Origin of the sequence: Chryseobacterium vaccae (assembly GCF_009602705.1) — a bacterium.
In the GTDB taxonomy this organism is placed as follows: Bacteria; Bacteroidota; Bacteroidia; order Flavobacteriales; family Weeksellaceae; genus Chryseobacterium; species Chryseobacterium vaccae.
The window spans coordinates 2,048,746-2,070,361 of sequence record NZ_VSWH01000001.1 but is presented as its reverse complement, the minus strand read 5'-3'; the positions used below and the strand labels follow the sequence as shown (position 1 = coordinate 2,070,361).

24 protein-coding genes are annotated in these 21,616 nt (G+C 37.8%); 5 read left to right on the top strand and 19 right to left on the bottom strand.

Annotated features, from left to right (window positions below):
• Window positions 1-10: 10 nt before the first annotated feature.
• Window positions 11-1,168, bottom strand: coding sequence for a porin (locus FW768_RS09370; RefSeq protein ID WP_153394793.1), 1,158 nt, complete (start codon window positions 1,166-1,168; stop codon window positions 11-13).
• A gap of 24 nt (window positions 1,169-1,192) precedes the next feature.
• A complete protein-coding gene (locus FW768_RS09365) occupies window positions 1,193-2,242 on the bottom strand; it encodes a linear amide C-N hydrolase (RefSeq protein ID WP_153394791.1) in 1,050 nt (349 codons plus the stop codon).
• Between the two features lie 369 nt (window positions 2,243-2,611).
• Here FW768_RS09365 and FW768_RS09360 point away from each other — a divergent pair, with 369 nt between their 5' ends.
• From FW768_RS09360 to FW768_RS09350, 3 genes are all read left to right on the top strand, one after another.
• On the top strand, window positions 2,612-4,801 hold the full coding sequence (locus FW768_RS09360; protein WP_153394790.1) for an ATP-binding protein: 2,190 nt from the start codon (window positions 2,612-2,614) through the stop codon (window positions 4,799-4,801).
• 27 nt (window positions 4,802-4,828) lie between these two features.
• Entirely contained in the window at window positions 4,829-5,380 is a 552-nt protein-coding gene (locus FW768_RS09355) for a biliverdin-producing heme oxygenase (RefSeq protein ID WP_153394788.1), read from the top strand.
• Window positions 5,381-5,497: 117 nt separating this feature from the next.
• Entirely contained in the window at window positions 5,498-6,424 is a 927-nt protein-coding gene (locus FW768_RS09350; RefSeq protein ID WP_153394786.1) for a malate dehydrogenase, read from the top strand.
• 494 nt (window positions 6,425-6,918) lie between these two features.
• On the opposite strand, the gene FW768_RS09345 is transcribed toward FW768_RS09350, so the two are convergent.
• The 10 genes from FW768_RS09345 to FW768_RS09300 all read right to left on the bottom strand — a co-directional run bounded on the left by FW768_RS09345 (window position 6,919) and on the right by FW768_RS09300 (window position 14,275).
• A complete protein-coding gene (locus tag FW768_RS09345) occupies window positions 6,919-8,640 on the bottom strand; it encodes a S41 family peptidase (protein WP_153394784.1) in 1,722 nt (573 codons plus the stop codon).
• Between the two features lie 87 nt (window positions 8,641-8,727).
• Window positions 8,728-9,645 carry an alpha/beta fold hydrolase gene (locus FW768_RS09340; RefSeq protein ID WP_185151959.1) on the bottom strand — a complete coding sequence of 306 codons (918 nt, stop codon included), beginning with the start codon at window positions 9,643-9,645 and terminating at the stop codon, window positions 8,728-8,730.
• Between the two features lie 288 nt (window positions 9,646-9,933).
• Window positions 9,934-10,656, bottom strand: a complete 723-nt coding sequence (locus tag FW768_RS09335) for a YwqG family protein (protein WP_153394781.1) — start codon at window positions 10,654-10,656, stop codon at window positions 9,934-9,936.
• Between the two features lie 21 nt (window positions 10,657-10,677).
• Entirely contained in the window at window positions 10,678-10,938 is a 261-nt protein-coding gene (locus FW768_RS09330) for a hypothetical protein (RefSeq protein WP_153394779.1), read from the bottom strand.
• 134 nt (window positions 10,939-11,072) lie between these two features.
• Window positions 11,073-11,321 carry a redox-active disulfide protein 2 gene (locus tag FW768_RS09325; RefSeq protein ID WP_153394777.1) on the bottom strand — a complete coding sequence of 83 codons (249 nt, stop codon included), beginning with the start codon at window positions 11,319-11,321 and terminating at the stop codon, window positions 11,073-11,075.
• Window position 11,322: 1 nt separating this feature from the next.
• Window positions 11,323-11,919: a hypothetical protein gene (locus FW768_RS09320; RefSeq protein ID WP_153394775.1), complete on the bottom strand. Its 597-nt coding sequence runs from the start codon at window positions 11,917-11,919 to the stop codon at window positions 11,323-11,325.
• A gap of 192 nt (window positions 11,920-12,111) precedes the next feature.
• The gene (locus FW768_RS09315; protein ID WP_153394773.1) at window positions 12,112-12,357 is read right to left on the bottom strand and encodes a hypothetical protein; all 246 of its coding nucleotides are present in this window, start codon (window positions 12,355-12,357) and stop codon (window positions 12,112-12,114) included.
• Between the two features lie 154 nt (window positions 12,358-12,511).
• The gene (locus FW768_RS09310; protein ID WP_153394771.1) at window positions 12,512-13,045 is read right to left on the bottom strand and encodes a GNAT family N-acetyltransferase; all 534 of its coding nucleotides are present in this window, start codon (window positions 13,043-13,045) and stop codon (window positions 12,512-12,514) included.
• Window positions 13,046-13,052: 7 nt separating this feature from the next.
• On the bottom strand, window positions 13,053-13,445 hold the full coding sequence (locus FW768_RS09305) for a VOC family protein (protein WP_153394770.1): 393 nt from the start codon (window positions 13,443-13,445) through the stop codon (window positions 13,053-13,055).
• Window positions 13,446-13,489: 44 nt separating this feature from the next.
• Window positions 13,490-14,275: a DUF6896 domain-containing protein gene (locus FW768_RS09300; RefSeq protein ID WP_185151958.1), complete on the bottom strand. Its 786-nt coding sequence runs from the start codon at window positions 14,273-14,275 to the stop codon at window positions 13,490-13,492.
• A 96-nt stretch (window positions 14,276-14,371) separates the two neighbouring features.
• Here FW768_RS09300 and pafA point away from each other — a divergent pair, with 96 nt between their 5' ends.
• Window positions 14,372-16,015, top strand: coding sequence for an alkaline phosphatase PafA (pafA, locus tag FW768_RS09295; protein ID WP_153394769.1), 1,644 nt, complete (start codon window positions 14,372-14,374; stop codon window positions 16,013-16,015).
• Between the two features lie 486 nt (window positions 16,016-16,501).
• Here pafA and FW768_RS09290 read toward each other — a convergent pair whose 3' ends face one another.
• The 7 genes from FW768_RS09290 to FW768_RS09260 all read right to left on the bottom strand — a co-directional run bounded on the left by FW768_RS09290 (window position 16,502) and on the right by FW768_RS09260 (window position 20,513).
• Window positions 16,502-16,804: a barstar family protein gene (locus FW768_RS09290; protein WP_153394768.1), complete on the bottom strand. Its 303-nt coding sequence runs from the start codon at window positions 16,802-16,804 to the stop codon at window positions 16,502-16,504.
• Window positions 16,801-17,322: a matrixin family metalloprotease gene (locus tag FW768_RS09285; protein ID WP_153394755.1), complete on the bottom strand. Its 522-nt coding sequence runs from the start codon at window positions 17,320-17,322 to the stop codon at window positions 16,801-16,803. Before FW768_RS09285 ends, FW768_RS09290 begins: the two co-directional genes overlap by 4 nt.
• Before the next feature lie 82 nt (window positions 17,323-17,404).
• Window positions 17,405-17,911 (bottom strand): ribonuclease domain-containing protein, encoded by a 507-nt coding sequence (locus FW768_RS09280; protein WP_231128663.1) that lies wholly within the window; start codon window positions 17,909-17,911, stop codon window positions 17,405-17,407.
• Between the two features lie 84 nt (window positions 17,912-17,995).
• The gene (nadE, locus tag FW768_RS09275) at window positions 17,996-18,790 is read right to left on the bottom strand and encodes an NAD(+) synthase (protein WP_153394753.1); all 795 of its coding nucleotides are present in this window, start codon (window positions 18,788-18,790) and stop codon (window positions 17,996-17,998) included.
• Window positions 18,791-18,802: 12 nt separating this feature from the next.
• Entirely contained in the window at window positions 18,803-19,339 is a 537-nt protein-coding gene (locus FW768_RS09270) for a GNAT family N-acetyltransferase (protein ID WP_185152046.1), read from the bottom strand.
• Entirely contained in the window at window positions 19,340-19,864 is a 525-nt protein-coding gene (locus tag FW768_RS09265) for a GNAT family N-acetyltransferase (RefSeq protein WP_153394749.1), read from the bottom strand.
• A 10-nt stretch (window positions 19,865-19,874) separates the two neighbouring features.
• Window positions 19,875-20,513, bottom strand: a complete 639-nt coding sequence (locus tag FW768_RS09260; RefSeq protein WP_153394747.1) for a leucine-rich repeat domain-containing protein — start codon at window positions 20,511-20,513, stop codon at window positions 19,875-19,877.
• Between the two features lie 55 nt (window positions 20,514-20,568).
• Here FW768_RS09260 and gldB point away from each other — a divergent pair, with 55 nt between their 5' ends.
• Entirely contained in the window at window positions 20,569-21,546 is a 978-nt protein-coding gene (gene gldB, locus FW768_RS09255; RefSeq protein ID WP_153394745.1) for a gliding motility lipoprotein GldB, read from the top strand.
• The last annotated feature ends 70 nt before the right edge of the window (window positions 21,547-21,616 follow it).

Below are 21,616 nucleotides of genomic sequence, written 5' to 3'. Positions count from 1 at the left end.
ATTTAAGTGGTTAAAATCTACTCTGTACCTGAACAATGAATAGATTGTTGTTGTATTGCGAAGTGTTGTCCACCTGATGTTTGTAACGGTCAAACTGTACCCCCAGTTGGATTCTTGCTCCATAGTTTTTCAGGAATTCCAGTCCGGCCATCGGGGTAATCGTCTGTCTCGGGTTTGAATTCATCCTGAAATTGGTATCAAGGTATTCATACCGGCAGGAAAGTTCAAAAGCGCTGAGGTTTTTATGATTGATCTCATACCTAAGATTGGGAAGAAAATAAGCGCCGCGGATCAGGTATTGGTCCGGGTTGGAGGGTCTGGTTTCAGGATCCAGCGTGTTGTACAGAACATGATTGGTAGCCTGTTTGGCTTCAAGCTGCATATCAAGGCTCCATCTTGGATCAAATTGAATCATGGAGCTTAGATCAACGCCTAAAGCATATACTTTCTGACTGAAAACTTCCCCGATACCACCGTTTAGTCCGACATTGAAGTTGTATTTTTTTGAAAGCCCGAAAACCAGTCTTGTAGAATACTGTTTGCCGTTGTCATTATCATTGATCTGGTTTTTTCCGTTTCCGTTCACGACAGACACAGCATATTGGAAGGGTATTTCACCAAGTTTCAGCTGCCCGGTGGCAGAAAGCCCGATCTGGAAACTTGTCCATCCCAGTTTTCCGAATTCGCTGTATTGATTGGACCAGTCTAAAGACTTGATGATGTCAATAGGGTAGGTCTCTTCAATACCGAACCACGGTCTGAACTGTCCTACAGTAAATGCTAATTTGGGACTGAAAGTGTATTTCAGGTAGGCATTTTCAAGCACTCTGCTTTTGGGATCGTTTTTAAAATCTGCAAGATTGGCAAGTGCTACGACTTCTGTCCGTTTGCTGATCTGAGCACGTACCTGAACCCTCATATACTTCAGCATAAAATTGTTGCTGGTTCCCGATCCGTCGGCATGGTGCAGCCCGTTTACATCGACATCTTTGGTCATTCCTACCAGGTAACGGGCCTGGAAAAGTCCTTTGATCTGCAGCTGCGGATACTTTACATTATCTTCCTGCTGGGCAGTCTGCAGAGAGTCCGGGATTTGTGCGCAGGCTGATAAACCGGCCAATAGAGCACAAAACACCAGGCTTCTTTTTTGTGTTGAAAAAAAGGTCATAGTATTTGTGTTTAATGAATATAATTATTGAAGTCCTAAGAATTTGAAAGGCTTGGATTCCTTAAAATCTTTATTGGCTTTACCGTTGTAGGTCTGGAAATTACCCAAGTCAAGTTTCATCACTTTGCCTTTTGAGCTTAGATCGAAATCTTTGAGGTTTACCCAGAATGTGTTAGGGGTAAATACCGTTTCGAAATAATAGACCAGGTTTTTCTGATCGGAAACGGAACGCCATCTTGTGGATGAAATATTAGGCTCTGTTTCTGAAGTGATGCCATAAGGAACAGAACAGTTTCTGATGACACTGAACACGCTGGCTACGGCTGTCCTTGGATCACTTGTTTTCGGAATTGCATTGATGTAATAAGAAGCTCTTACAAAACGGTCTGCGGCCCGGTTGGTTCCCGGAAGCATAACTGTTCCCGGAATTCCCTGCCAGTAGTTGTTTAAAGCCAATTGTTCCTCAAATACAGGAGAGTTGGTCATCACGGTATATTTCGGATCGTGATGTACGACCAGTTTTCCTTTGATATATTCGAAGACAGCATTATCTCCGGAAGCATCAGACAGAGAAAGGTGTACGGTTGCAAATCTTTCGGTTCCGGGAATATAATCACTAACAATGATGAAAGGATTGGTATTCATATGGGTTACCGCTTCTTTTACTGTTGCAAAATTATCAAGGAAGTATTGGGCCCAGAGGGAAATCGCCAGACCTTTCTGTTTTCCTTTGGGGTCAAAGGTCGGGTACTGGGATTCTCCAAGCCAGAGCAGATTAGCCACAAGGCCTTTTTCATTCATACCGTCTGATGAGGTGATGTCCCAGGAAGAACTGATAACGCTTCCATATTTCGAGGTCCATTGCAAGGATAGAGGCCCGACTTCACCGCTGCGTTGGATTCCTTTTGGGAATACCCACAGATTGCCGGGAATCTCATCGCGCCAGTCCATGGAACGGGCGGTAATGACTGTGTTATCGGGTCCTTTATAGACAACTCTGGTGCAGGCTTCGTATCCGCTCCAGGTTCCTGATAAAAGAATCAGGGTAAGAATAATGAAAGGGAACTTTTTCATAGTAATATTATTTGAAGTTAAATGAAGTTTTTATTGAGAATATGATAAAAAATTCAATTATTTTTAAGTGTAATGGTTATTTGGTGATATAAATTTAATAAATTTTGTTTAATTAACTTAATTATTTCACTTATTAATGTAAAATTCATGTGATGAATCATAGTTCTTGGAATTCCGAGAAATTTTCCGTATTTTTTAATTAATTCCTTTTATAAATGGTAAAATCAAAAGGTATCTGAGTGGCAATTCAATGCACTGAATGGGTTGTGTTTATGGGAGTTGGTGTATTTGTGCTCATGTTGAGATTTGATACCACAAAAATAATATGTCTTTAAAAAAAACGTTATATTTGATAGATCAAAAATATATATGAATTTTGTAGAGTGTCATGAGGAACCCATCCATATCCCTGGGTATATACAAAGTTTTGGATATCTGATTGGCATTGACGCAGGATCTCATTCCATCACTTTTTTCAGTAACAATATTGCGGATATATTCAGGATCGAAAACGCAGAAGAGCTTTTTGACAGGCAACTTATTGACCTTCCGGAAATCTTCGGACCTGTTATAGAATCGGATATTTATGTTTCATTGCAGGACTTTACAAGACGAGAGAATGAAACTCATTTTGACAAAGTATTCATCAACGGAAAGGAATATCATTGTTCTGTTTTCAGAAACGGGGAAAACATTTTTTTTGAATTTGAAGCAGTATTGGATAACCCGAATAAACGCATTTCAAACAAGTACGATAATTTCTATGTGATTGACAATGAACAGGAACTTTGGGATCAGCTGCTGAGCACTCTTTCTAAGATTGTGAACTATGACCGTATGATGGTGTATAAATTCATGATGGATGGTTCAGGAAAGGTCATTGCGGAAAGGGAAACCGGAAATATGGAGAGTTATCTTGGTCTCCATTATCCGGAATCTGATATTCCGAAACAGGCAAGAGAACTCTATTTAAAGAAACGGAAGAGGATTTTCAGCAATGTATATGCAGAAACGGTCCCTTTGTTGAGCAGAACCCAGGAACATATTGATCTGACCTATGCTGCTTCAAGAGGGATGTCGCCAATTCACGGACAGTATATTAAAAACTCCGGTGCCTCCTCTAGTTTCAGTGTTTCCATTATTATTGATGACCATCTTTGGGGGCTTGTAACCTGTCAGAATTCGGAGCCTAAACATATTGATCTTGAAGACCGTGTGCAGGCAGGAATTTTCACGGCACTGGCATCTAATGCCTATTCATCATTTAAATCTAAAAATGAACTGAACTATCGCCTTGAGCTGAATGAGAAGTCATCGCAGCTGAAAGCAGAGTTTTTAAAGCATAATCATTTGTTTGACTCTCTGATTGACAATAAAACAGAGATCAGAAATCTTCCTGAAGCTGATGGACTTGCTATTACTTCAGAAGGAGAAACGGTAACTTCTGGAACAGTTCCCGGCCGTAGTACGATTGAAAATATTGTTGACTGGGCGTTGGAGAACACAGAAGGAAGCATGTATGTCAGCAGAAGCTTTCTGAAAGACCACGGGAATGACCTGGAGCTGGATGGAAATGCTGCCGGAATTATTATTTATTTTATTGAAAGGAGTAAAAGAGAGATGCTGATATGGTTTCGGAAAGAGTTTGATGAACATATCAACTGGGCAGGAAATCCTGAGAAAAATGTCAGTGTGTTTACACAGAACGGAGAAGAACGGCAGATGGTTTCTCCAAGAACTTCTTTCCATATTTTTACGGAAAACATTAAAGGAAATTCGAAAAGATGGAATTCCAGGGATGTTATCGCGGTAAAGGCCGTACGTGATGTGATTCTTGAAACCTCCCATAAGCAATACAACGCTATCAAGGAACTGAATAATCAGCTTAGAAAAGTAAACGAAGAGCTGGACAGCTTTTCTTATACCATTTCTCATGACCTGGGAACCCCTTTGACGGTGATGAAACTAAATGCCCAAATGCTGCTTTCCAATTTTGAGAAAACAGAGAAGAATAAAAGTAAACTGAACTCCATTATTGAGGAAATCGACAATATGGCGGAGATGATGCATGATGTCCTTCAGCTGAGCCGTGCCAAGCACAGTGAAATCCAGCTGGAAAAACTTCAGCCTGCCCGTACGATAGAAAAGATCTCTGAAAATGCTAAGATCACTTTTGACAGCCCGAACAGTGAGATCATTATCGGGGAATGTCCCGATGTGCTTGCTGATAAAACCATGCTTCATCAGGTGTTCCTTAATATCATCAATAATGCTGTAAAATATTCTTCCCACAAAGATCATCCTAAAGTGGAAATCGCAGGAACGGAAGATGAGCAAACTGTGGTATACCGGATTTCTGATAACGGTATCGGAATTCCTGAAGAGGAAAAGCATAAAATGTTCAAGATTTTCAACAGAATGGATAACGCCAAAAAGTTCAAAGGAAACGGGGTAGGACTTTCCATTGTACACCGTATTATGAACCGTATCGGAGGAAATATAGATTATAAAAGCAATAAAGAGGGTACTTCTTTCATTTTAACGTTCAAAAAACCTTAAATTTGAGAAACCCTAAAAACTTTATGGATGGTATCAGAATATCTTAAACAAAATACAGCGGAATACCACGATGCTGCGGAGAAACTTTTCAATTCTGAAAAAATTTTTAATAAAACCTTTACACTGGAAGATTATAAAAAGATCATCAGCTCCAATTACCTGATGCTTCTTCACAGTGAAGATAAAATATTCAGCAGCCTTTCTGATAAGTATGCTGACAAGCTTCAGTTAAGCAATAGAAAGAAGCTCCCTCTTATTGAAAAGGATCTTGAAAGTCTTTCTCTGGAAAATAAAACAGCGTTCCACGATCTCCATTTTGATAATGAACACGAAGCATTAGGAGCAATGTATGTTATTGAAGGTTCTACGCTGGGAGGCAATGTAATTGCTAAACAGCTTTCCAAAACGGAAGGTTTTGATGAGGTTACTTTCAATTTCTTCGGATGTTATCAGGAAAATACCGGACCGATGTGGAAAAATTTCAAAGAGGTTCTTGACACGGAAGTTGCTGAAGAAAACTATAATGAAGTGCTTTCTGGAGCCAAAAAACTCTATACGTTTTTACTAAACGTGAATTAATGATATTGAAGCCTAATTAAATTCCTGAAAAATTGCCCATTTTTTCAGGAATTGTTAAATTTGGGAGTTTCAATTTTTAAACTTAACTAAAAAAATAATTTAAAAAAAGTATACAATATGAAAGTAACTGTAGTAGGTGCAGGCGCTGTAGGAGCAAGCTGTGCGGAATACATCGCAATGAAGAACTTCTGTTCAGAAGTAGTTTTAGTAGACATTAAAGAAGGATTTGCTGAAGGTAAGGCAATGGATTTGATGCAGACTGCATCGCTTAACGGATTCGATACGAAAATTACCGGAACAACAGGAGATTACAGCAAAACTGCAGGTTCGCATGTAGCCGTAATTACTTCAGGTATTCCAAGAAAACCGGGAATGACAAGAGAAGAGCTTATCGGTATCAACGCTGGTATTGTGAAAGAAGTTACTGAAAACTTAGTAAAACATTCTCCCGAAGTAATCATCATCGTAGTTTCTAATCCAATGGATACTATGGCTTATTTGGTACACAAAACTTCAGGTCTTCCTAAGCACAAAATCATCGGAATGGGTGGTGCATTAGATTCTGCAAGATTCAAGTACAGATTAGCTGAAGCTTTAGAAGCTCCAATCTCTGATGTTGACGGTATGGTAATTGCGGCACACAGTGATACAGGAATGCTTCCATTATTAAGCAAAGCAACAAGAAACGGAGTTCCTGTAACTGAATTCCTAGATGATGAGCAGCAGAAATATGTAATTGAAGAAACTAAAGTAGGAGGAGCTACCCTTACTAAATTATTAGGAACTTCAGCTTGGTACGCGCCAGGTGCAGCTGTTTCTGTAATGGTTCAGGCTATCGCTTGCGATCAGAAGAAAATGATCCCTTGTTCTTTAATGCTTGAAGGAGAGTACGGACAAAACGATATCTGCTTAGGAGTTCCTGCTATCATTGGAGCTAACGGAGTTGAAAAAATCGTTAACGTAACCCTTACTGCTGAAGAGCAATTGAAATTCGCTGAGGCTGCTAATGCGGTGAGAGAGGTGAATGGAGATTTGAAATTTTAATTTACAAACCAGCTTTATGCTGAGGTTTAAATATAAAAACAGACTGTTTCGATGAGAGACAGTCTGTTTTGTTTTGAAAACTAAGAGTCAGAAAAAAGAATCAAGTGTAAAGCTTAGGCTTGAAAGAAAAAAATAGAGTTAGTAGAGAATCGAGAACTATTTTTTTGTATACTTTTTTTCAAGAAAAAGTATACAAAATTCAAGACTGGAATCATCTGCTAGAAATTGAAATTGACTCCTAAAATTTCCAAACTCGCATGGATCAAACGGTTTTTCTTCAGGGCCAAATCTCAGCTATGCTCAGACAGTGGAAATTTTTTAACGGATTCAATCTCAATTTTTTTGACGCTCCTGCTTCCTAGGTCAATTGATCATTCCCTGTTATTCCATTTTGTCTTTAATTTAGATTTTTTTCAATGGTGTAGATCTGGTTTACCAAATAGTTGGGATTCGGCGCGGCCGCAGGCCGCGCCGAATCCCAACTATAAAAACTATTATTTCAATGCTTTTAAAATTCTTTCCAGTTCCAGATCCCGTTTCTGAATAACATCATCATCAGTATACCGAATCAATTCATTGATTTTTATTCCTACTTTCTGAGTCTGGGTATGGTCATAATAAAATATACCGTTTCCTGTAAATACGAGATTGTATCCTGCATAGAGCGGTACTGTTACAATGTCTCCATCGGCTCCGGCGGTTTTCTGGCCAATGGTAATGGCCTGAGGAAAGATATTTTGCAGATTCATCGTGTTCCATTCACTCATGCTCAGGGTGTCAGGATTTACGATCAGAAAAACTTTTCCCTGATAAGGATGAACTGTTTTATTTTTAATGTCGTTGTAATAGTGACCAAATTCTTTATAGCTGATGGGAATATATGTTCCGATGTTGTTGATATTGGGTTTGTAGTATAGTCCAAAATGGTTCTCTATCGGGGAGAAATATTGATAAACGTAATTGAATACAAATCCACCCCAGTCCGGATAGCCTCTCATATCAAAGACCATGATTTTTTTGGATGAGGCTTCTTTAAAAATATTTTCCATGTGCTCATCAAGCTTATCATCAGGAATGTCGTTTGTAAGAGAGAATACATCATTGATTTTAAAATAGGCAATATCCTTATGATTGATTTTATAATGGTCTTTTGTCTGGATTTTTCTTTTTATATATTCTGTGGCTTTAGCGAGATCTTCCTTGTTTTTGAAATTGATAAAATCAGTATTTGAAATAAATGTTTTATGTTTTTGTTTTGATTGGATCCTCAGTTCTTTCTGTTGATGATCATTCGGCCATATCAGATTTCTTTGATAATCAGATAGCATATACAAAAGGGTTTCTGTATTGGATGTGGAAAGCAGTTCCTGTTTTTCTTTAATGATTTGACGGATGGTTTTGCCATTAATTTCTGTTATTTTATCGCCAGTATGAATATTAGCCATGGAGCAGGCTTCAGGGAAAATAAGATCAGTGACAAGAATATGGTCATCAAAAATTGCATAATCAAAAGGAGGATAATATAGACGGTGGTAGATTTCATTTTTATAATTCAGCTGCTCATAAAACTGGAAGGAATGAGTGTCTTCCATTCTAGCGGCTGCACGGGCCATAATGATCTCAAAATCTTTTCGCGTTGCACATTGAACAGTCTGATCTACCAGATTGGTAAAATAAACCTCAGAATTTTTAGGCATCAGATATTTATGCGGATAAAGATAGTCAATGGAACCTTGTATCTTAGCCATGATCAGCAAACGGTAAGGAAGAGGAAGGTTTTCGTCCTTGGCAAATGAGTAGGTGCTTTTATCTTCAGCTGTTTTTTCTTTTTGTGAAGGATCAGCGATAAACCGACGACTGTAAGCATTGTTAAGAAATAATCTGTTTTCAGCACTGATTTTTTTACTTTTCTGAAACCATCCAAAATCCTGATTAACAGACAATATATTTTTTTCATGGTCAGAGACAGGAACTTTGGAGAAAGTATGATTTAAATTTTCCGATAAAAGATGGATAATGGTGTTGATATCGGATTGGGAATTCACTTTTCCAACGGTTGCCAGAAATAAGCTGTCTGCATTAATTTTGCCGCCTGCAATGTCTGAGTGATAATATTTTAAGAAATTCCATGTTTTGAAGAAAAAATGATACTGATCTTTTTGACCATAAACTAATGAATGAATAATAACCAGAAAAAGAATAGTGAATTTTTTCATACCTAACTAATTTACAGATGGAAAAGATAAGCTTTTTCTGTAAATAGAATTTCAGATATTACGCAAAATAAAAACATACGGAAGATATTATTTCTGCTGGTTGACGAAATTCCAAATGGCTTGCGTAAACTCCCTGTTCTTCTCATAATACAAAAGATGCCCTCCTTTTATGGAAACCGTCTTCTGATTCGGGAAATGAAAGGTTTTATAATGCTGTGTTCCGACAGCTTTATCCTCTTTTCCGGTAATAACAAGTACAGGAATAGTAATCTCTTTGGTAAGCATTGTATAATCCGAGTAATATTCCGGGAATTCTTTGGGTTTTGAGATGACAGCCATTCCAAAATCGATGATCCTGGGATGAAGAGAATCTATTTTGTCCGTCTGTCTGATGGTTTCGATATCATCGGTGAGGAATTTATATCCGATTCTTTTCTTTCTCAGCTGGCTGCTTATTTTTGAAAGCTCAGAGGAAAGGCTGTCTTTCGGAACTGTTGTATTCTGCAGTCCAAGGAGACTGTTTCCATATTCAATCTGTTCTTTTAAAGATTCATCATTGAGAAAATGAAGGGTAATATTGGACAGGATCAGGCCTTTGATATGCTGTGGATATTTTTTAGCATAATTAACTGCGATAATTCCTCCGAAAGAATGGGCAAGAAGGTAAACCTTATCGAGTTTCAGATGCTTTCTGAGTTCCTCAATATCCTGTACCATAACATCCAGATGATAATTCCCGGACGGATCAGACTTTCCGGAACCGCGCTGATCCATATAGACCATTTTCATATTTTTTTCAAGACTGTTTCCGCCCAGAAGCTCAAAAGAGCTGTAGCCCTGTCCCGGACCTCCCGGAATATAAATACAGGTTTCCCCTTTTCCGGAAACTTTATAGTTGATCCTGATATGATCTGAGGTCTCGAAAAAGCCTTCAGCACTACGGTTCTGCGCTGGAATTGTAGTGTTAAATGCAACCAGGAAGAAGAGTAAATAAATAGTTCTCATAAAGTAATAACAATCTGGAATAGACATTTATTACTGAAATGCTGAAGATTTTAAAAATAAAATAACCTTAATTCGGAATAAGAATATCTGATTGATGCAGGTTTGAAGCTGGGAGATGGAAGAGGGAAGTTCTGAAGGCCATCCATAATATGAGTGTTAATTTGATTTTACAGCAGTTTTCAGTGCCTATATAACTAAAAATAACATCCAGCCTCTTTTCTTTCATTTTCCAGCCTTTTATCTTATTTTCTTAACCCAAGGTTAAAATAACAGATTTAATAGAGAGGATTAATAAAAATCATAATACAAACTCCATTCACCGGTTTTGCTGTTTTTTGCAAACATCAGGCTTCCGCTGTCAATGACATTAAGTCCCGCCTTTCCGTCTGATGAAATCTGGAAAACATATTCAAACCCTTTTCCGAAACCATCTTTAATTCCGATGCCTGGCTGGCAGAAAGAAGGATAACCTCCCAATTTTGTGCTGTAGCAATGTTCAATGATATCAAAATAACTTCCAATAACACCTTCTTTTTCGAGGTTAATGATTTGCTGCTGTATATCATCGGGAAGATCTTCAAGGCCGCCGCCATCCCATAGCGGAGCATCTTTGGGGACCAGTTGTGAACGAAGTGGGAAAGGTTTCAGGTAAGATTCAGGATTTTTAAGATCTTTAATAACGAATTCCTCTGAATTTTTATATTCCCGGATTATCCAGTTAACGCCCATTTTTTCAAGAGGTTCAGGAAAGTCATAAGTGATAAAGACCGTGAGCAGTTTAGTATCTCTGATAGGTTCAGGAACGAATGGCTGGTCGGGAAGGTATAGCTGAAGCAGGGGCATCATCTGATCCCCGTTTTGGTCTAAAGGAATTTCTTCGTGCTCTGCATAAGCGGTGACACGCCCTATCCAGCATTCTTCTATGGTATTTTCCGGTCTGAACCCTCCGGTGATAAATTCTGTGGCGGGTATTTCAATTTTGTCTTTTATTTCCTGAATTCGTCTATCCATATTTTGGTAGTTGATTATAGGTTAATCTTCTTCCTGAAATTCCCTCATCATCAGATCATGGTAACCCTCTATTTCTGCTTTTTCATTTTCAGTCCAGAGATCCAGCTCAAGAGTTTTTTTTCTTGCTTCTGAGAGTGAAAGCTGTTGGTTGTGCTGAATGAAATAAACCAAGCCCAAAAACGATACTTCTTTATCTTTGAGTTCCTTTATTTTATCCGAAAGTTCAGATATATTCCGTGCTTTGAACAGAAGAGCTTCCTGCTTAATGTCATCCAGTTTCATAAAATTTGTATTTGTTCCATAGCAGAGCAGCTTACAGAAGAGCCTAAAAATAAAGAATATTTACCGGAATTACAAAATAAAGCCTTGATAGAGATGAGTTTTTCATGGTATTGGTAGGAAGCTAAAGCAATAAACTAATGAAGTCCCCGTCTTTCTTTCTCCTTTTTCAGATTTTTCAGATTCATGATATTGACGATCAACAAAGGAAGTAAGCCTATCGGGATAATCATGATCGGATTAAAGCCTTTTTTTATCACCAGAACGATAAAGGTGAAAAATAAAACCATCATGGAGGAAGCGAGCATAATGGTAAGAACCTTGATTTTCTTTTCATTACTGATCAGTTCTTCATCCGTATATTCGGTAAAGTGTTTATTTTTCATATTATTTTTTCTTAATAATTTCCAGATTATTGATAGTGCTAACCGGTGCTATTCTGATCTGCTTTTCTCCTTTTTTAACGTAAAAGTAATAGCTGCTGTTAATATCAATCATATAAATTTCGGCAGGAGCATCCGAACCGGTGGTTAATTTATAATTATAGCGCAGATTCTGGGTGTCCAGCCTTTTTTTGATACGGTTTCCACCACCAATTCCCAGGCCTACAAATAATGAAAGCAGTTCCAGAGCTACAAGTAATACAAATGCAGGGATCATAGCTTTTCTGAGCTCTTTTTTCTCCGGATCTACATTGATCCTGTAACCTTTCAATAATTTCTGGACCCAGTTTTTGTGGCTGTTTTTAATCAGAAGAACCTGAAAGCCAAAGAAAAGAAGGATCATCAGAAGGATCATCACAATCAGAATAGGATTGGTCACCATATCGGCTACAGGACTTATCAGAATATCTGTGAGCGATGAATATTTCAGAATATTAATATCCAGCTGGTAAAACATTACGCTTTCCTTTAAAAGACCCAGTACGATCAGATATAAATAACCAAGGGGAAGAAGGCCCTGAATTTTTTCTAAATATCTCATGCTGTTAATAGATGTATTGATTACTCTGCCCTTCTCTAAAGCTAAAAGATAATTTGTTTATAGTGATAAAAAAGGAAATAAATTTCATGAAGTTAGTTTTTTACTTTTCCAAAGATGCATTTTTTATTGATGGTAAACAAAAAAGAGCGGTAAAAACCGCCCCCTTGTATTTATCTAACAATACTTTATATATTAATATACACATCCACAGCCTGTTTCCCATGGCATACACAGGCGTTGAGGCTCACTGCAGCCACCTCCGCCACCGCCCCCTCCAGGATTGCTGCCCGGATTAAAGCTGTAGCAAACACCATCACTGCAATAATAAATTCCTGCTGTAGGCGGACATTCACCGTTTATATCACAAAATGCATACGGATTATCGCCTCCTTTAATGAATTCCAGTTGCTTTCTTGTTAATTTTTTTCGATTTTTCATGGTCATTAATATTTTTAGTTTGCTGATTACTAATATACAAAAAAAATATTTAATACACATGTGTGGGATTTAATAGAATGTGATCATTAAATTTTGATACAGTGGATTTTAATTCATGTCTGTTCTTCTTATTATTTTTCAGAATAGGGCTTTATTATAAATCGAGGGTCATAAATACAGCAGTTTCATCCGTATTTTCATACAGCCTGGTATTCAGTCCTGTAATGCTGAAGCCCAGTCTTCTGTAAAACTGGATAGCAGCATAATTGGTATTCTGGGTTTCCAGTTCAATAATTCTGCAGTTGAGGTTTCGGGCTTCCTTAACAATGTTTTTAATCAGCAAGATTCCGGTTCCGGATCTTCTGTGCTTTTCACTAACCAGAATATTTTCGATGTAAAAACTGTTGTTCCAGATTCTGTGTTCGCCAATAATCCAGCCTGTTAATTTTCCATCTGTATAAGCTCCGAAAGAATGTCCTTTTTCAATAATTTCGTTAAGCTCTTCTATATCACCGGAGCTGGTTTCCCAGATTTTGGTATAGGGAATTGTTTTTTCTTTCAAAATAAATTCAAAAGAACCAGCATGTTCAATGGAAGAAACGGAAAGAATTTTATCTGTGGTATAACCATTATGTCCCCAGTCTAATGTTGGATTGTCAGTCAGTTGTTCCAGTCTTTTTATTTCCATACTCTTGTTATTGAATTTCTGTGCAGATTTCCACCAGATAATGATCCGGATCTTTGATGTAAGCAGTGGTCTGTCCCCAAGGTTTTACAGTAACATCTTCATAAAGTATGGCACCGTTATCTATAGCCTTTTTTACAAGAGAATCCACATCATCGGTTACAAATCCCAGTTCAATTCCGAAAGGTTTTTCTGAAGCTCTGGAAGTTAAAAATCCTTGCTTAATATTAGATCCGGCCAGTGCAACAGAAGCAAAGGAAAGACTAGTCGTTCCGGTAATCAGTTCTCCGTAATCTTTTTCCGGGGTGATGAATTTTATTTCAGTATCAAAGGTGTCTTTGTAGAAATTCATTGATTTTTCAACGTCTTCCACGTATAAAATAACGTATTTAAATTGGATCATATTGAGGATGATTTTTGTTAATGATATGGAAATTATTCATCTGATTAAAACTTTAAAAAACTGAATAATCCTGATAACTTTGATTGAGATTTTACCAGATCTGTCTCAGGATTGAAAACTTTAATATCAACCTTATCCCGATCTTTTACTACAGTTCCGGAATAGTGTTCAATATTGGAATGGATTTTCTCAAGATACCCCAGACTGAGCATGACATCAAGAATCTTTTTCCCATCATCAAAGTCATCAAAAATCTCTATAGGTAAAGGTTGATATTCGGGAGTTGATTTAATAAAAATGCTAAAAAAATAAGGATCCAAGTCTCCGAATTCCATTCCAAACATATAAGGAACTTCTATTTTCTGCTTTGTTTTTTTATGTTGAAAACCACAGTGATAGCCGTGAAAAAAATAATCCCAATCATCAACTTTTCCGGAATAGTTTCTCCGGATGTTTTTAAATTTATTCAGGCTAAGAAAAGGGAAATCAGTATTTAATGTTATTCTCTTTGTTTCTATAAGCCGGGTGATTAATGCTGTCCCGAGACTTCTGTAATCCTTGGCACATTGCAGGAAGAATAGTTGATTTTTTTCAATTTCTTCATAGGTAATAAGTTTACATATATTTATTTCATGTTCTGTATTATGGATGGCTATCTGAAAATCGGGGAGTAATTTCTCTAAATCTTCACCATAGCTTTTTCTTAAATGGCGAACGGATTCTTCAAAAACTATTTTAAGTTTTCTCTGCCGGGGAATATTGGAAATCTCATCAAGACCAGGAAGTTGGTCTGGCGCTGCAGCGGATATTATATGAATTGTCCTTTCCAAAGTATTTAATTCGGTGATGAGGTCAAATTTAAATAAAATTTCACACTCCAAAACTTTCAAAACCTGTAAATTTGTGCTCAATAAAAATTTTACCGGATGTTTAGGAAAATTTCAATTGCGGCGGCAGCTTTTTTGTCCGTAATTACAATCAATGCTCAGAAGAACAATTCTCAGGTACCAAGACCCAAATTAGTAGTAGGAATGGTGGTAGACCAGATGCGATGGGACTATCTTTACCGCTATTACAGTAAATACGGAAAAGACGGCTTTAAAAGGCTGTTGAATACAGGATATTCATTAAATAATGTTCATATCAACTATGTTCCAACCATTACTGCTTTAGGGCATACCTGTATTTTTACCGGTTCTGTTCCGGCCATCCACGGTATTGCAGGAAATGACTGGACAGATAAGGAAACCGGAAAAGGAGTATATTGTACTGCAGATGACAGCGTTCAACCGGTGGGAACAACCAATACAAGAATAGGAAGTCATTCACCCAAAAATCTTTGGTCTACTACGGTAACGGATGAATTAAGGCTGGCAACCAACTTTCAGGGAAAAGTAATCGGTGTTTCACTGAAAGACCGAGCTTCCATTCTGCCCGCAGGCCACACTCCGAACGGAGCTTTCTGGTTTGATGACAGTACCGGGAACTTTATAACCAGTACATGGTATATGAATGATCTGCCTCAATGGCTGAAGTCTTTCAACGCACAGAATTTACCTGCAAAACTTGTAGCAAATGGTTGGAATACACTGCTTCCGATTAATCAGTATACAGAAAGTTCACCGGATAATTCTTCCTGGGAAGGACTTCTGGGAAGCTCAAAAACACCTGTTTTCCCGTACACTAATCTTGCCAAAGATTATGAAACTAAAAAAGATAATATCCGGTATACACCATTTGGAAATACACTAACCCTGAAGCTTGCTGAAGCTTCTGTGGAAGGAGAAAAGCTGGGTGCTGACAATATCACGGATTTCCTGACGGTGAATCTTGCTTCTACAGATTATGCGGGGCACAAATTCGGGCCAAACTCTATTGAAGTAGAAGATGTTTATTTAAGACTGGATCAGGATCTGGCACAGTTCTTCAATTACCTGGATTCAAAAGTAGGGAAGGGCGAATATACCGTTTTCCTTTCTGCAGACCATGGTGGAGCACATTCAGTAGGATTCCTGAAAGAACATAAAATCCCGACAGGTTTCTTCGGGGAAGGAATGGAGAAGGATGTGAACCAAAAGCTGAAGGATAAATTCGGAGTAGATAAACTGATCAATGCTGTAGATAACTACCAGGTTTATTTCGACAGAAAATTGTTGAGTGATAATAAGCTGGAGCTGGATGATGTAAGAGATTTCGCGATCAAAGAAATCCAGAAAGACCCAAGTGTTTTATATGCCGTTTCTGTAGAAGAAGTTCAGGAGTCAAGTATCCCGGAGCCGATTAAACAGAGAATTATCAACGGAATCAACAGGCAGAGAAGCGGTGATGTTCAGCTGATCTCCCGTGATTCTATGCTGCCTCCGTATTCTAAAACAGGAACAACACACAGCGTATGGAATTCTTATGATTCCCATATTCCGCTGATCTTTATGGGTTGGGGAATCCAACATGGAGAAAGTAATAAAGCATATAACATGACGGATATTGCGCCTACGGTTTCTTCTTTACTGAAGATCCAGTTCCCAAGCGGAAACATAGGAAATCCAATTACGGAAGTTATTAGTAAATAAAATAAAGAAGAGGCTGTTTCAAAAATGAGACAGCCTTTTTCAATGTATGCGTTAAATAAAGGGGCTGCCTTATCTTCGAAATAAAAAATATCTACAAAAATCCATGAAATCTGAGCGATCTGTGGGAAACTTTTTTAACCACAAAGGAAAAGAAATTTAGTACTTAAGAATTATTTTAGGTTTAAAACTTTGTAAATAGAAGTTCACTTAAGCTCTTTAAAAATCTACGATTTTTATTAGGTTAATTAAAAAGATCTGCTCAATCTGCAAAATCCGCGAGATAAAAAAAATACCAAAGAGTTTTAAAGAAAACCTTTATGTTAGACTGTAGAATTTATTCCGCCTAAATAATAAAAACAATCCATTGGCTTTAGCCAAAGTCTAAATTTTCTCAATATTTTAAAACAAAAAAATGTCAGTAAGCTTTTACCTTGTTGTAAAATACTCACCGACACTATAATTTTTTCAGTTTAAATACTGCTGAATTTATTCTTCATCTTCCGTATCCTCATCTTCATACTGCTCCAGATAATAGGTGAAGCTGAAATCCTCTACCTCATCTTCGGCATCTTCCAAAGTAGTCAGAAGATCTTCAAAGATCTCAAGCTGATCTACAGTCATATTAACGAATTCGATGTGGAGAGGCATTTCCAGTTCTCCGGTAATAACATCAGAAAGAGCATCAAGGTTATCTCCAAAATATTCCGGAAGGGTGATTTTTTCTTTCAGCTGAGCATAAAAATCCTCATAATCACCGATGTCTGTAAAATCTATATATATTGTCTTCATATTGAATTGAATTTCCAGTTTTTATGGATTAAAAAAGTTTTGCAGGATGGGCAGAAATCCGTTTCTTCATCTGTGGGATTTCCTCCTTTTGCATCTCTCATGAAGCAGGTTTTTTCAGGGCAGTGCTTCAGTCCCTGAGTGTGGCCGAGTTCGTGAATGGCTATTTTAAAGAACTGTTCGTCTGCATTCTTTTTATTCAGTCTGAATTTTGAGGCGATACAGGCTTTTCCCGGTCTGTAGCCGAGTCCCATAATTCCGTAATCTTTTACTTTTCCTTTGGTTGCACTGATATCTTTGGTAGTCAAACCAATTGTTACAAAACCTTCCTTCGTTTGGGTATTCAGAAACTTAATCGTAGAGTCAGCTCTGTAGCGGTTTCTTTCTTTATAGTAAGCATTTTCAGGAAAATCAATGGGGTCCAGAACCTTGATATTAGGATAGATCTTTCTGATTCCTTCTGCGGCAATGGTCACTTCTTTTGAACTGATGTCTCTGAAAGGCTGTATCAGAATAGTCATGGGCGATCTATCTGTCTGTGCTGGGGAGTTTTTTTCCGAACATGAAAATATCAGGAAAAACAAAAGGCCCAGGCTGTAAATCTTACTGCTTTTCAAAACTTTTATAATGGTTTTTGGTGAGATAAACATCACCATTTTTTGTAAAGATAATCCTGTCTGCATTCCTGCTTCCACAATGGTAATTCACATCAGCTTCGTAATATTTTTCACCTTCCGGCAGTCTTTTTTCGCGGTTACCAAACTTGTCTCCGCCAATAGCTTTTCCGGGAAGCACATCGCAGAGATTTCCTTTGGATGGATCCCAGCCCTGCTGTCTGGCTTCATTTTTAGTGATATAATAATCCGGCAGCCTGTGATTTTGCTTCACATAGCTGATGACTGTTTTTTCTTCCGTAAGCTGGTCAATGGAAACCTGTTCCGTTGAATTTCCTGCATTATATTGCTCTTCTGTTGCAGCACTTCCATAATTTACCGTTTCAGTTTTATTCTCTTTCTTGCCTTCAATAAAGTTCTTATAAATGTACATCACAGACATTCCGAAAAGAAGTCCGAGACACATGAATAATACCGATCTTATTTTACTGTTCATAATATGATTAATGTAACAATGTACCAGTCTGGCAATATAATAATATATTGGTAAACTGGTACATTGTTATATTGGTAAATACAATTAGCTGTTTCTCCATTCCTCCGGAATATCACACACCGGAATAGGATCAATTTTATGTCTTGCTGCTTTGTGCATCCTGTCGAATATTAAGAACACTTCCTTGTCACGTCCTTCATAATCGTCAGCTGTTTTCGTTCCGTATTCTTTCTGGATTTTTTCCAGTTCAGGATAGGTAGCGCCAATCTGCTGTTCGTCTGTTCTGTCTACATCCCAAAGTCCGTCTGTAGGAATTGCTTCCTGGATATTTTTAACCAGGTTCAGTGCTCTGGCAAGGGTATACACTTCGGTTTTATAAAGATCAGCAATAGGAGAGACATCTACACCGCCGTCCCCGTATTTGGTATAAAACCCGATTCCGAAATCTTCCACTTTATTTCCTGTTCCGCATACCAGAAGCCCGTTCAGCTGTCCGTAATAATACAGGGTAAGCATTCTCAGACGGGATCTTGTATTGGCGAAAGCAAGCTTTTCATTCGGATACAGATCATCTTTTACATCGAATGTTTTATAAAGTTCTTCAAAAGCAGGTGTAAGATTAACAGACATGGCCTCTACATTCGGAAATTTTGATTTCAGATCATTCATATGCTCCCAGGCACGGTCTATCTGATCAGGTTTCTGGCGTATCGGCATTTCAATCAGAAGGGTTTTTAAACCTGTCATGGCTGCCAGCGTTGATACCACTCCTGAATCCACACCACCTGAAACTCCTATTACATACCCGTTTACTTTTGCTTTTACGGCATAATCTTTCAGCCAGCCTACAATATGATCTATTACTTTTTGTGTCTGCATTAATTTATTTTTTTAGTCTATTCCAAATTCTTTAGGGTATTTTACTACACCTGTTACATTTTTTAATCCGTCTTCTATCAGTTCTATGGCCATGCCATTTTCTTCAGGAATATCAAACGGAAAAGAAATTCCAAAATTACTGGTTTTTTCGTAACCAAACCTAGGATAATAATCTTCATGTCCGATGAGGATAACAGATTGATGCCCCAGTTCTTTGGCAATAAGGTGGCCAAAAAGAATAAGCTGCCCTCCAATACCCTGGTTCTGGAATTCAGGCTTTACCGAAACAGGTGCCAGCGCCAGTGAATCAAAGGACCCTGTATTATTTTCTATTTTGATTTTGGTGAATAAGATATGCCCGGCAATCACTCCGTTTTCATTTTCTGCAACCAGGGAAAGTTCCGGGATAAAGGCATCAGATTTCCTTAATCGTTCAACAAGAAAGTGCTCCTGATGATCACTTTGTTCCATCGTGCGGAAAGCTTCTTCCGTAAGTTCAAACACTTTCCTATAGTCTTTTTCCTCTTCCTGTCTTATGGTTAACATGATTTAAATATATTTTTCGCGTTTTAATTCATACCAGTTACAGACTCCATCAGGTTCTGTGAATTCTCCTGTTTTTTCAAAGCCTAATTTTTTCAGAATGTGATTGGAAGCTTCATTTCCTGAATGGGCATGAGCGTAGATAATCTCAGCATTCATCTCATTAAATCCCAGATCCAGAGATGCCTTTGCAGCTTCTACGGCATAGCCTTTTCCCCATGTTTCAGGAAGAAAACGATAACCGAGATCCAGAACATTACTGTAACCGTTGATAGGTTCGGTCAGCAGTTTAAGACCGCTCCATCCGATCAGAAGTCCGGATTTTTTTTCAATCACAGCCAGCCGTCCGGTGCCGTTCTCAGTATATTGATTTCTGATGAATCTGATAACGTCTATGGTTTCGCTCACTTCTGTAAGTACCGGTACACCGATATATTTCATGACTTCCGGGCTGGAATCAAGCAGAAACATTCGTTCTGCATCAGTCTCTTCCAGTGGCCTTAAGATCAATCGTTGGGTTTCTATTTTCATGGTATTTTGTTTATTCCTCAGTTCCGAAAATGGTTACATCTGTTTTAATTCCTTTCCTGATACCCGTTTCTTTCATTCCGTTTCCTCCAACGTTAAGCGTTTGCAGTAAAGAATTTCCGGAGATATCAAGCTTCTGGATCCTGTTGTGTTCGATGTTCAGTTTTCTCAGATTCCTGAGGGGTGTTATATCTATTGTTTTTAGCTGATTTAAAGATAAAGTTAATTGATCAATTTTCGGGGTTTCTTTTAACGAAATATTCTCCAGAAGATTGTTGTCAAGGTATAAGGCGGTTAGTTTTTTAAGATTTTCAGCTTTGAATAATGATACTTTGCATCCCGTACATGAAAACAGCTCAAGATGCTCCATTCCGCTTATAGAAATGGCAGGAATTGCATTATCGTCAAGAACAATCATTTTAGCATTCTTAAAAAGAGCCAGGTCATCGGTTGAGGTGATATTCTTCTGAGCCAGAAACAGATTGACGATTTGGTCGGCTTCAGGCTGTTCCAGACTTCCGTTTTTATTCAGATCAAAATTTTCCAGCACTGCTTTTTCCAGATTGGGATCCTTACAATGCAGTTTTTGGCTGTTATAAAAAGAAAATCCTGAAATAATCAGGCCGAGGGTTGCAAATATTTTAAAATTCATCACCAATTGTCTTTTTAATCCTTATTTTTGTGTCCTTAAATTTCATGTAAAAATAATGAAGATTTTCAGATTTATTGCGCTTTCTTCTATTTTAATTCTGTCATTGGATTCCTGCAAAAAAGAATCCGGAGATCTGTGGAAGGTAGAAATAAAAGAAACTGCTGAGAAAGTAGACATCACAGATATTTCCAAAGAATTTTATGATGTAAAAATTCCGTTGGACCAGTTTAAAACCAAATTTCCATGGTTCCAGGGGACTGTTTCCGATGCTGATTTTGAGAAGAGAAGAGCCGATGCAGAGGAAATAAAGATCTATAAAGAAGCTGCTGGAAAAATAGATCAGGCTAAGCTTCAGAAAGAGCTTCAGGATTTGTTTTCCCATATCAAATATTATTTCCCGCAGTTCAAAAGTCCTAAAGTATATCTGTTTTCATCCGCTCTGCAGATGGTTCAGGATCCTATTATTTATGATACAAAAGGAAATCAGCTGTTCATTGATATTACAGGCTTCATGGGCGATGGAAATCCAAATTATAAAGGATTGGAATTGTATTTTCAGAAATCGATGAACCCGCAGAATATTGTTCCTAAAGTTTCACAGATCTTTGCTGAAAATATTGTGACAGAATCTCCTGATCACCAGAAATTCATTGATCAGGTGATCCTGAACGGTAAAATAATGATGATTCAGGACGCTTTTCTTCCAGATACTCCTGATTATCTGAAAATGAATTACACCCAGAAACAATACGAGTGGGCAGTAGCCAATGAAGCCAATATCTGGAATTATTTCGTGGAAGGAAATCTGATCTTTGGTGATGATCCGAGATTAGTTGAACGTTTTATTACACCGGGCCCGTTCTCGAAATTTTATACAGAGATTGATAATGTTTCTTCGCCACAGATCGGAATATTTACCGGATGGCAGATCTGTAAATCCTACTTTAAACAGAAACCTGAAACTAAACTTGCTGATTTCCTAAAGCTTGATGCTACCAAAATATTTAACGAATCAGGATATAAGCCTAAATAAAGTAATCACAATAAAAATCAGAAGCCTTCAGAACTATTCTGGAGGCTTTTTCATATTTAAATTTTAAAAA

Excerpts from the sequence above, each read along its gene's own strand:
- FW768_RS09335 (WP_153394781.1), bottom strand. The coding sequence starts at position 10,656 with ATGGATAGACGAATTCAGGAAATAAAAGACAAAATTGAAATACCCGCC.
- FW768_RS09280 (WP_231128663.1), bottom strand. The coding sequence starts at position 17,911 with ATGAACAGTAAAATAAGATCGGTATTATTCATGTGTCTCGGACTTCTT.
- FW768_RS09360 (WP_153394790.1), top strand. The coding sequence starts at position 2,612 with ATGAATTTTGTAGAGTGTCATGAGGAACCCATCCATATCCCTGGGTAT.
- FW768_RS09305 (WP_153394770.1), bottom strand. The coding sequence starts at position 13,445 with ATGATCCAATTTAAATACGTTATTTTATACGTGGAAGACGTTGAAAAA.
- FW768_RS09310 (WP_153394771.1), bottom strand. The coding sequence starts at position 13,045 with ATGGAAATAAAAAGACTGGAACAACTGACTGACAATCCAACATTAGAC.
- gldB (WP_153394745.1), top strand. The coding sequence starts at position 20,569 with ATGAAGATTTTCAGATTTATTGCGCTTTCTTCTATTTTAATTCTGTCA.
- FW768_RS09320 (WP_153394775.1), bottom strand. The coding sequence starts at position 11,919 with ATGAGATATTTAGAAAAAATTCAGGGCCTTCTTCCCCTTGGTTATTTA.
- FW768_RS09290 (WP_153394768.1), bottom strand. The coding sequence starts at position 16,804 with ATGAAGACAATATATATAGATTTTACAGACATCGGTGATTATGAGGAT.
- FW768_RS09340 (WP_185151959.1), bottom strand. The coding sequence starts at position 9,645 with ATGAGAACTATTTATTTACTCTTCTTCCTGGTTGCATTTAACACTACA.
- FW768_RS09370 (WP_153394793.1), bottom strand. The coding sequence starts at position 1,168 with ATGACCTTTTTTTCAACACAAAAAAGAAGCCTGGTGTTTTGTGCTCTA.
- FW768_RS09265 (WP_153394749.1), bottom strand. The coding sequence starts at position 19,864 with ATGAAAATAGAAACCCAACGATTGATCTTAAGGCCACTGGAAGAGACT.
- FW768_RS09315 (WP_153394773.1), bottom strand. The coding sequence starts at position 12,357 with ATGAAAAATCGAAAAAAATTAACAAGAAAGCAACTGGAATTCATTAAA.
- nadE (WP_153394753.1), bottom strand. The coding sequence starts at position 18,790 with ATGCAGACACAAAAAGTAATAGATCATATTGTAGGCTGGCTGAAAGAT.
- FW768_RS09345 (WP_153394784.1), bottom strand. The coding sequence starts at position 8,640 with ATGAAAAAATTCACTATTCTTTTTCTGGTTATTATTCATTCATTAGTT.
- pafA (WP_153394769.1), top strand. The coding sequence starts at position 14,372 with ATGTTTAGGAAAATTTCAATTGCGGCGGCAGCTTTTTTGTCCGTAATT.
- FW768_RS09350 (WP_153394786.1), top strand. The coding sequence starts at position 5,498 with ATGAAAGTAACTGTAGTAGGTGCAGGCGCTGTAGGAGCAAGCTGTGCG.
- FW768_RS09325 (WP_153394777.1), bottom strand. The coding sequence starts at position 11,321 with ATGAAAAATAAACACTTTACCGAATATACGGATGAAGAACTGATCAGT.
- FW768_RS09260 (WP_153394747.1), bottom strand. The coding sequence starts at position 20,513 with ATGAATTTTAAAATATTTGCAACCCTCGGCCTGATTATTTCAGGATTT.
- FW768_RS09285 (WP_153394755.1), bottom strand. The coding sequence starts at position 17,322 with ATGACTATTCTGATACAGCCTTTCAGAGACATCAGTTCAAAAGAAGTG.
- FW768_RS09355 (WP_153394788.1), top strand. The coding sequence starts at position 4,829 with ATGGTATCAGAATATCTTAAACAAAATACAGCGGAATACCACGATGCT.
- FW768_RS09365 (WP_153394791.1), bottom strand. The coding sequence starts at position 2,242 with ATGAAAAAGTTCCCTTTCATTATTCTTACCCTGATTCTTTTATCAGGA.
- FW768_RS09330 (WP_153394779.1), bottom strand. The coding sequence starts at position 10,938 with ATGAAACTGGATGACATTAAGCAGGAAGCTCTTCTGTTCAAAGCACGG.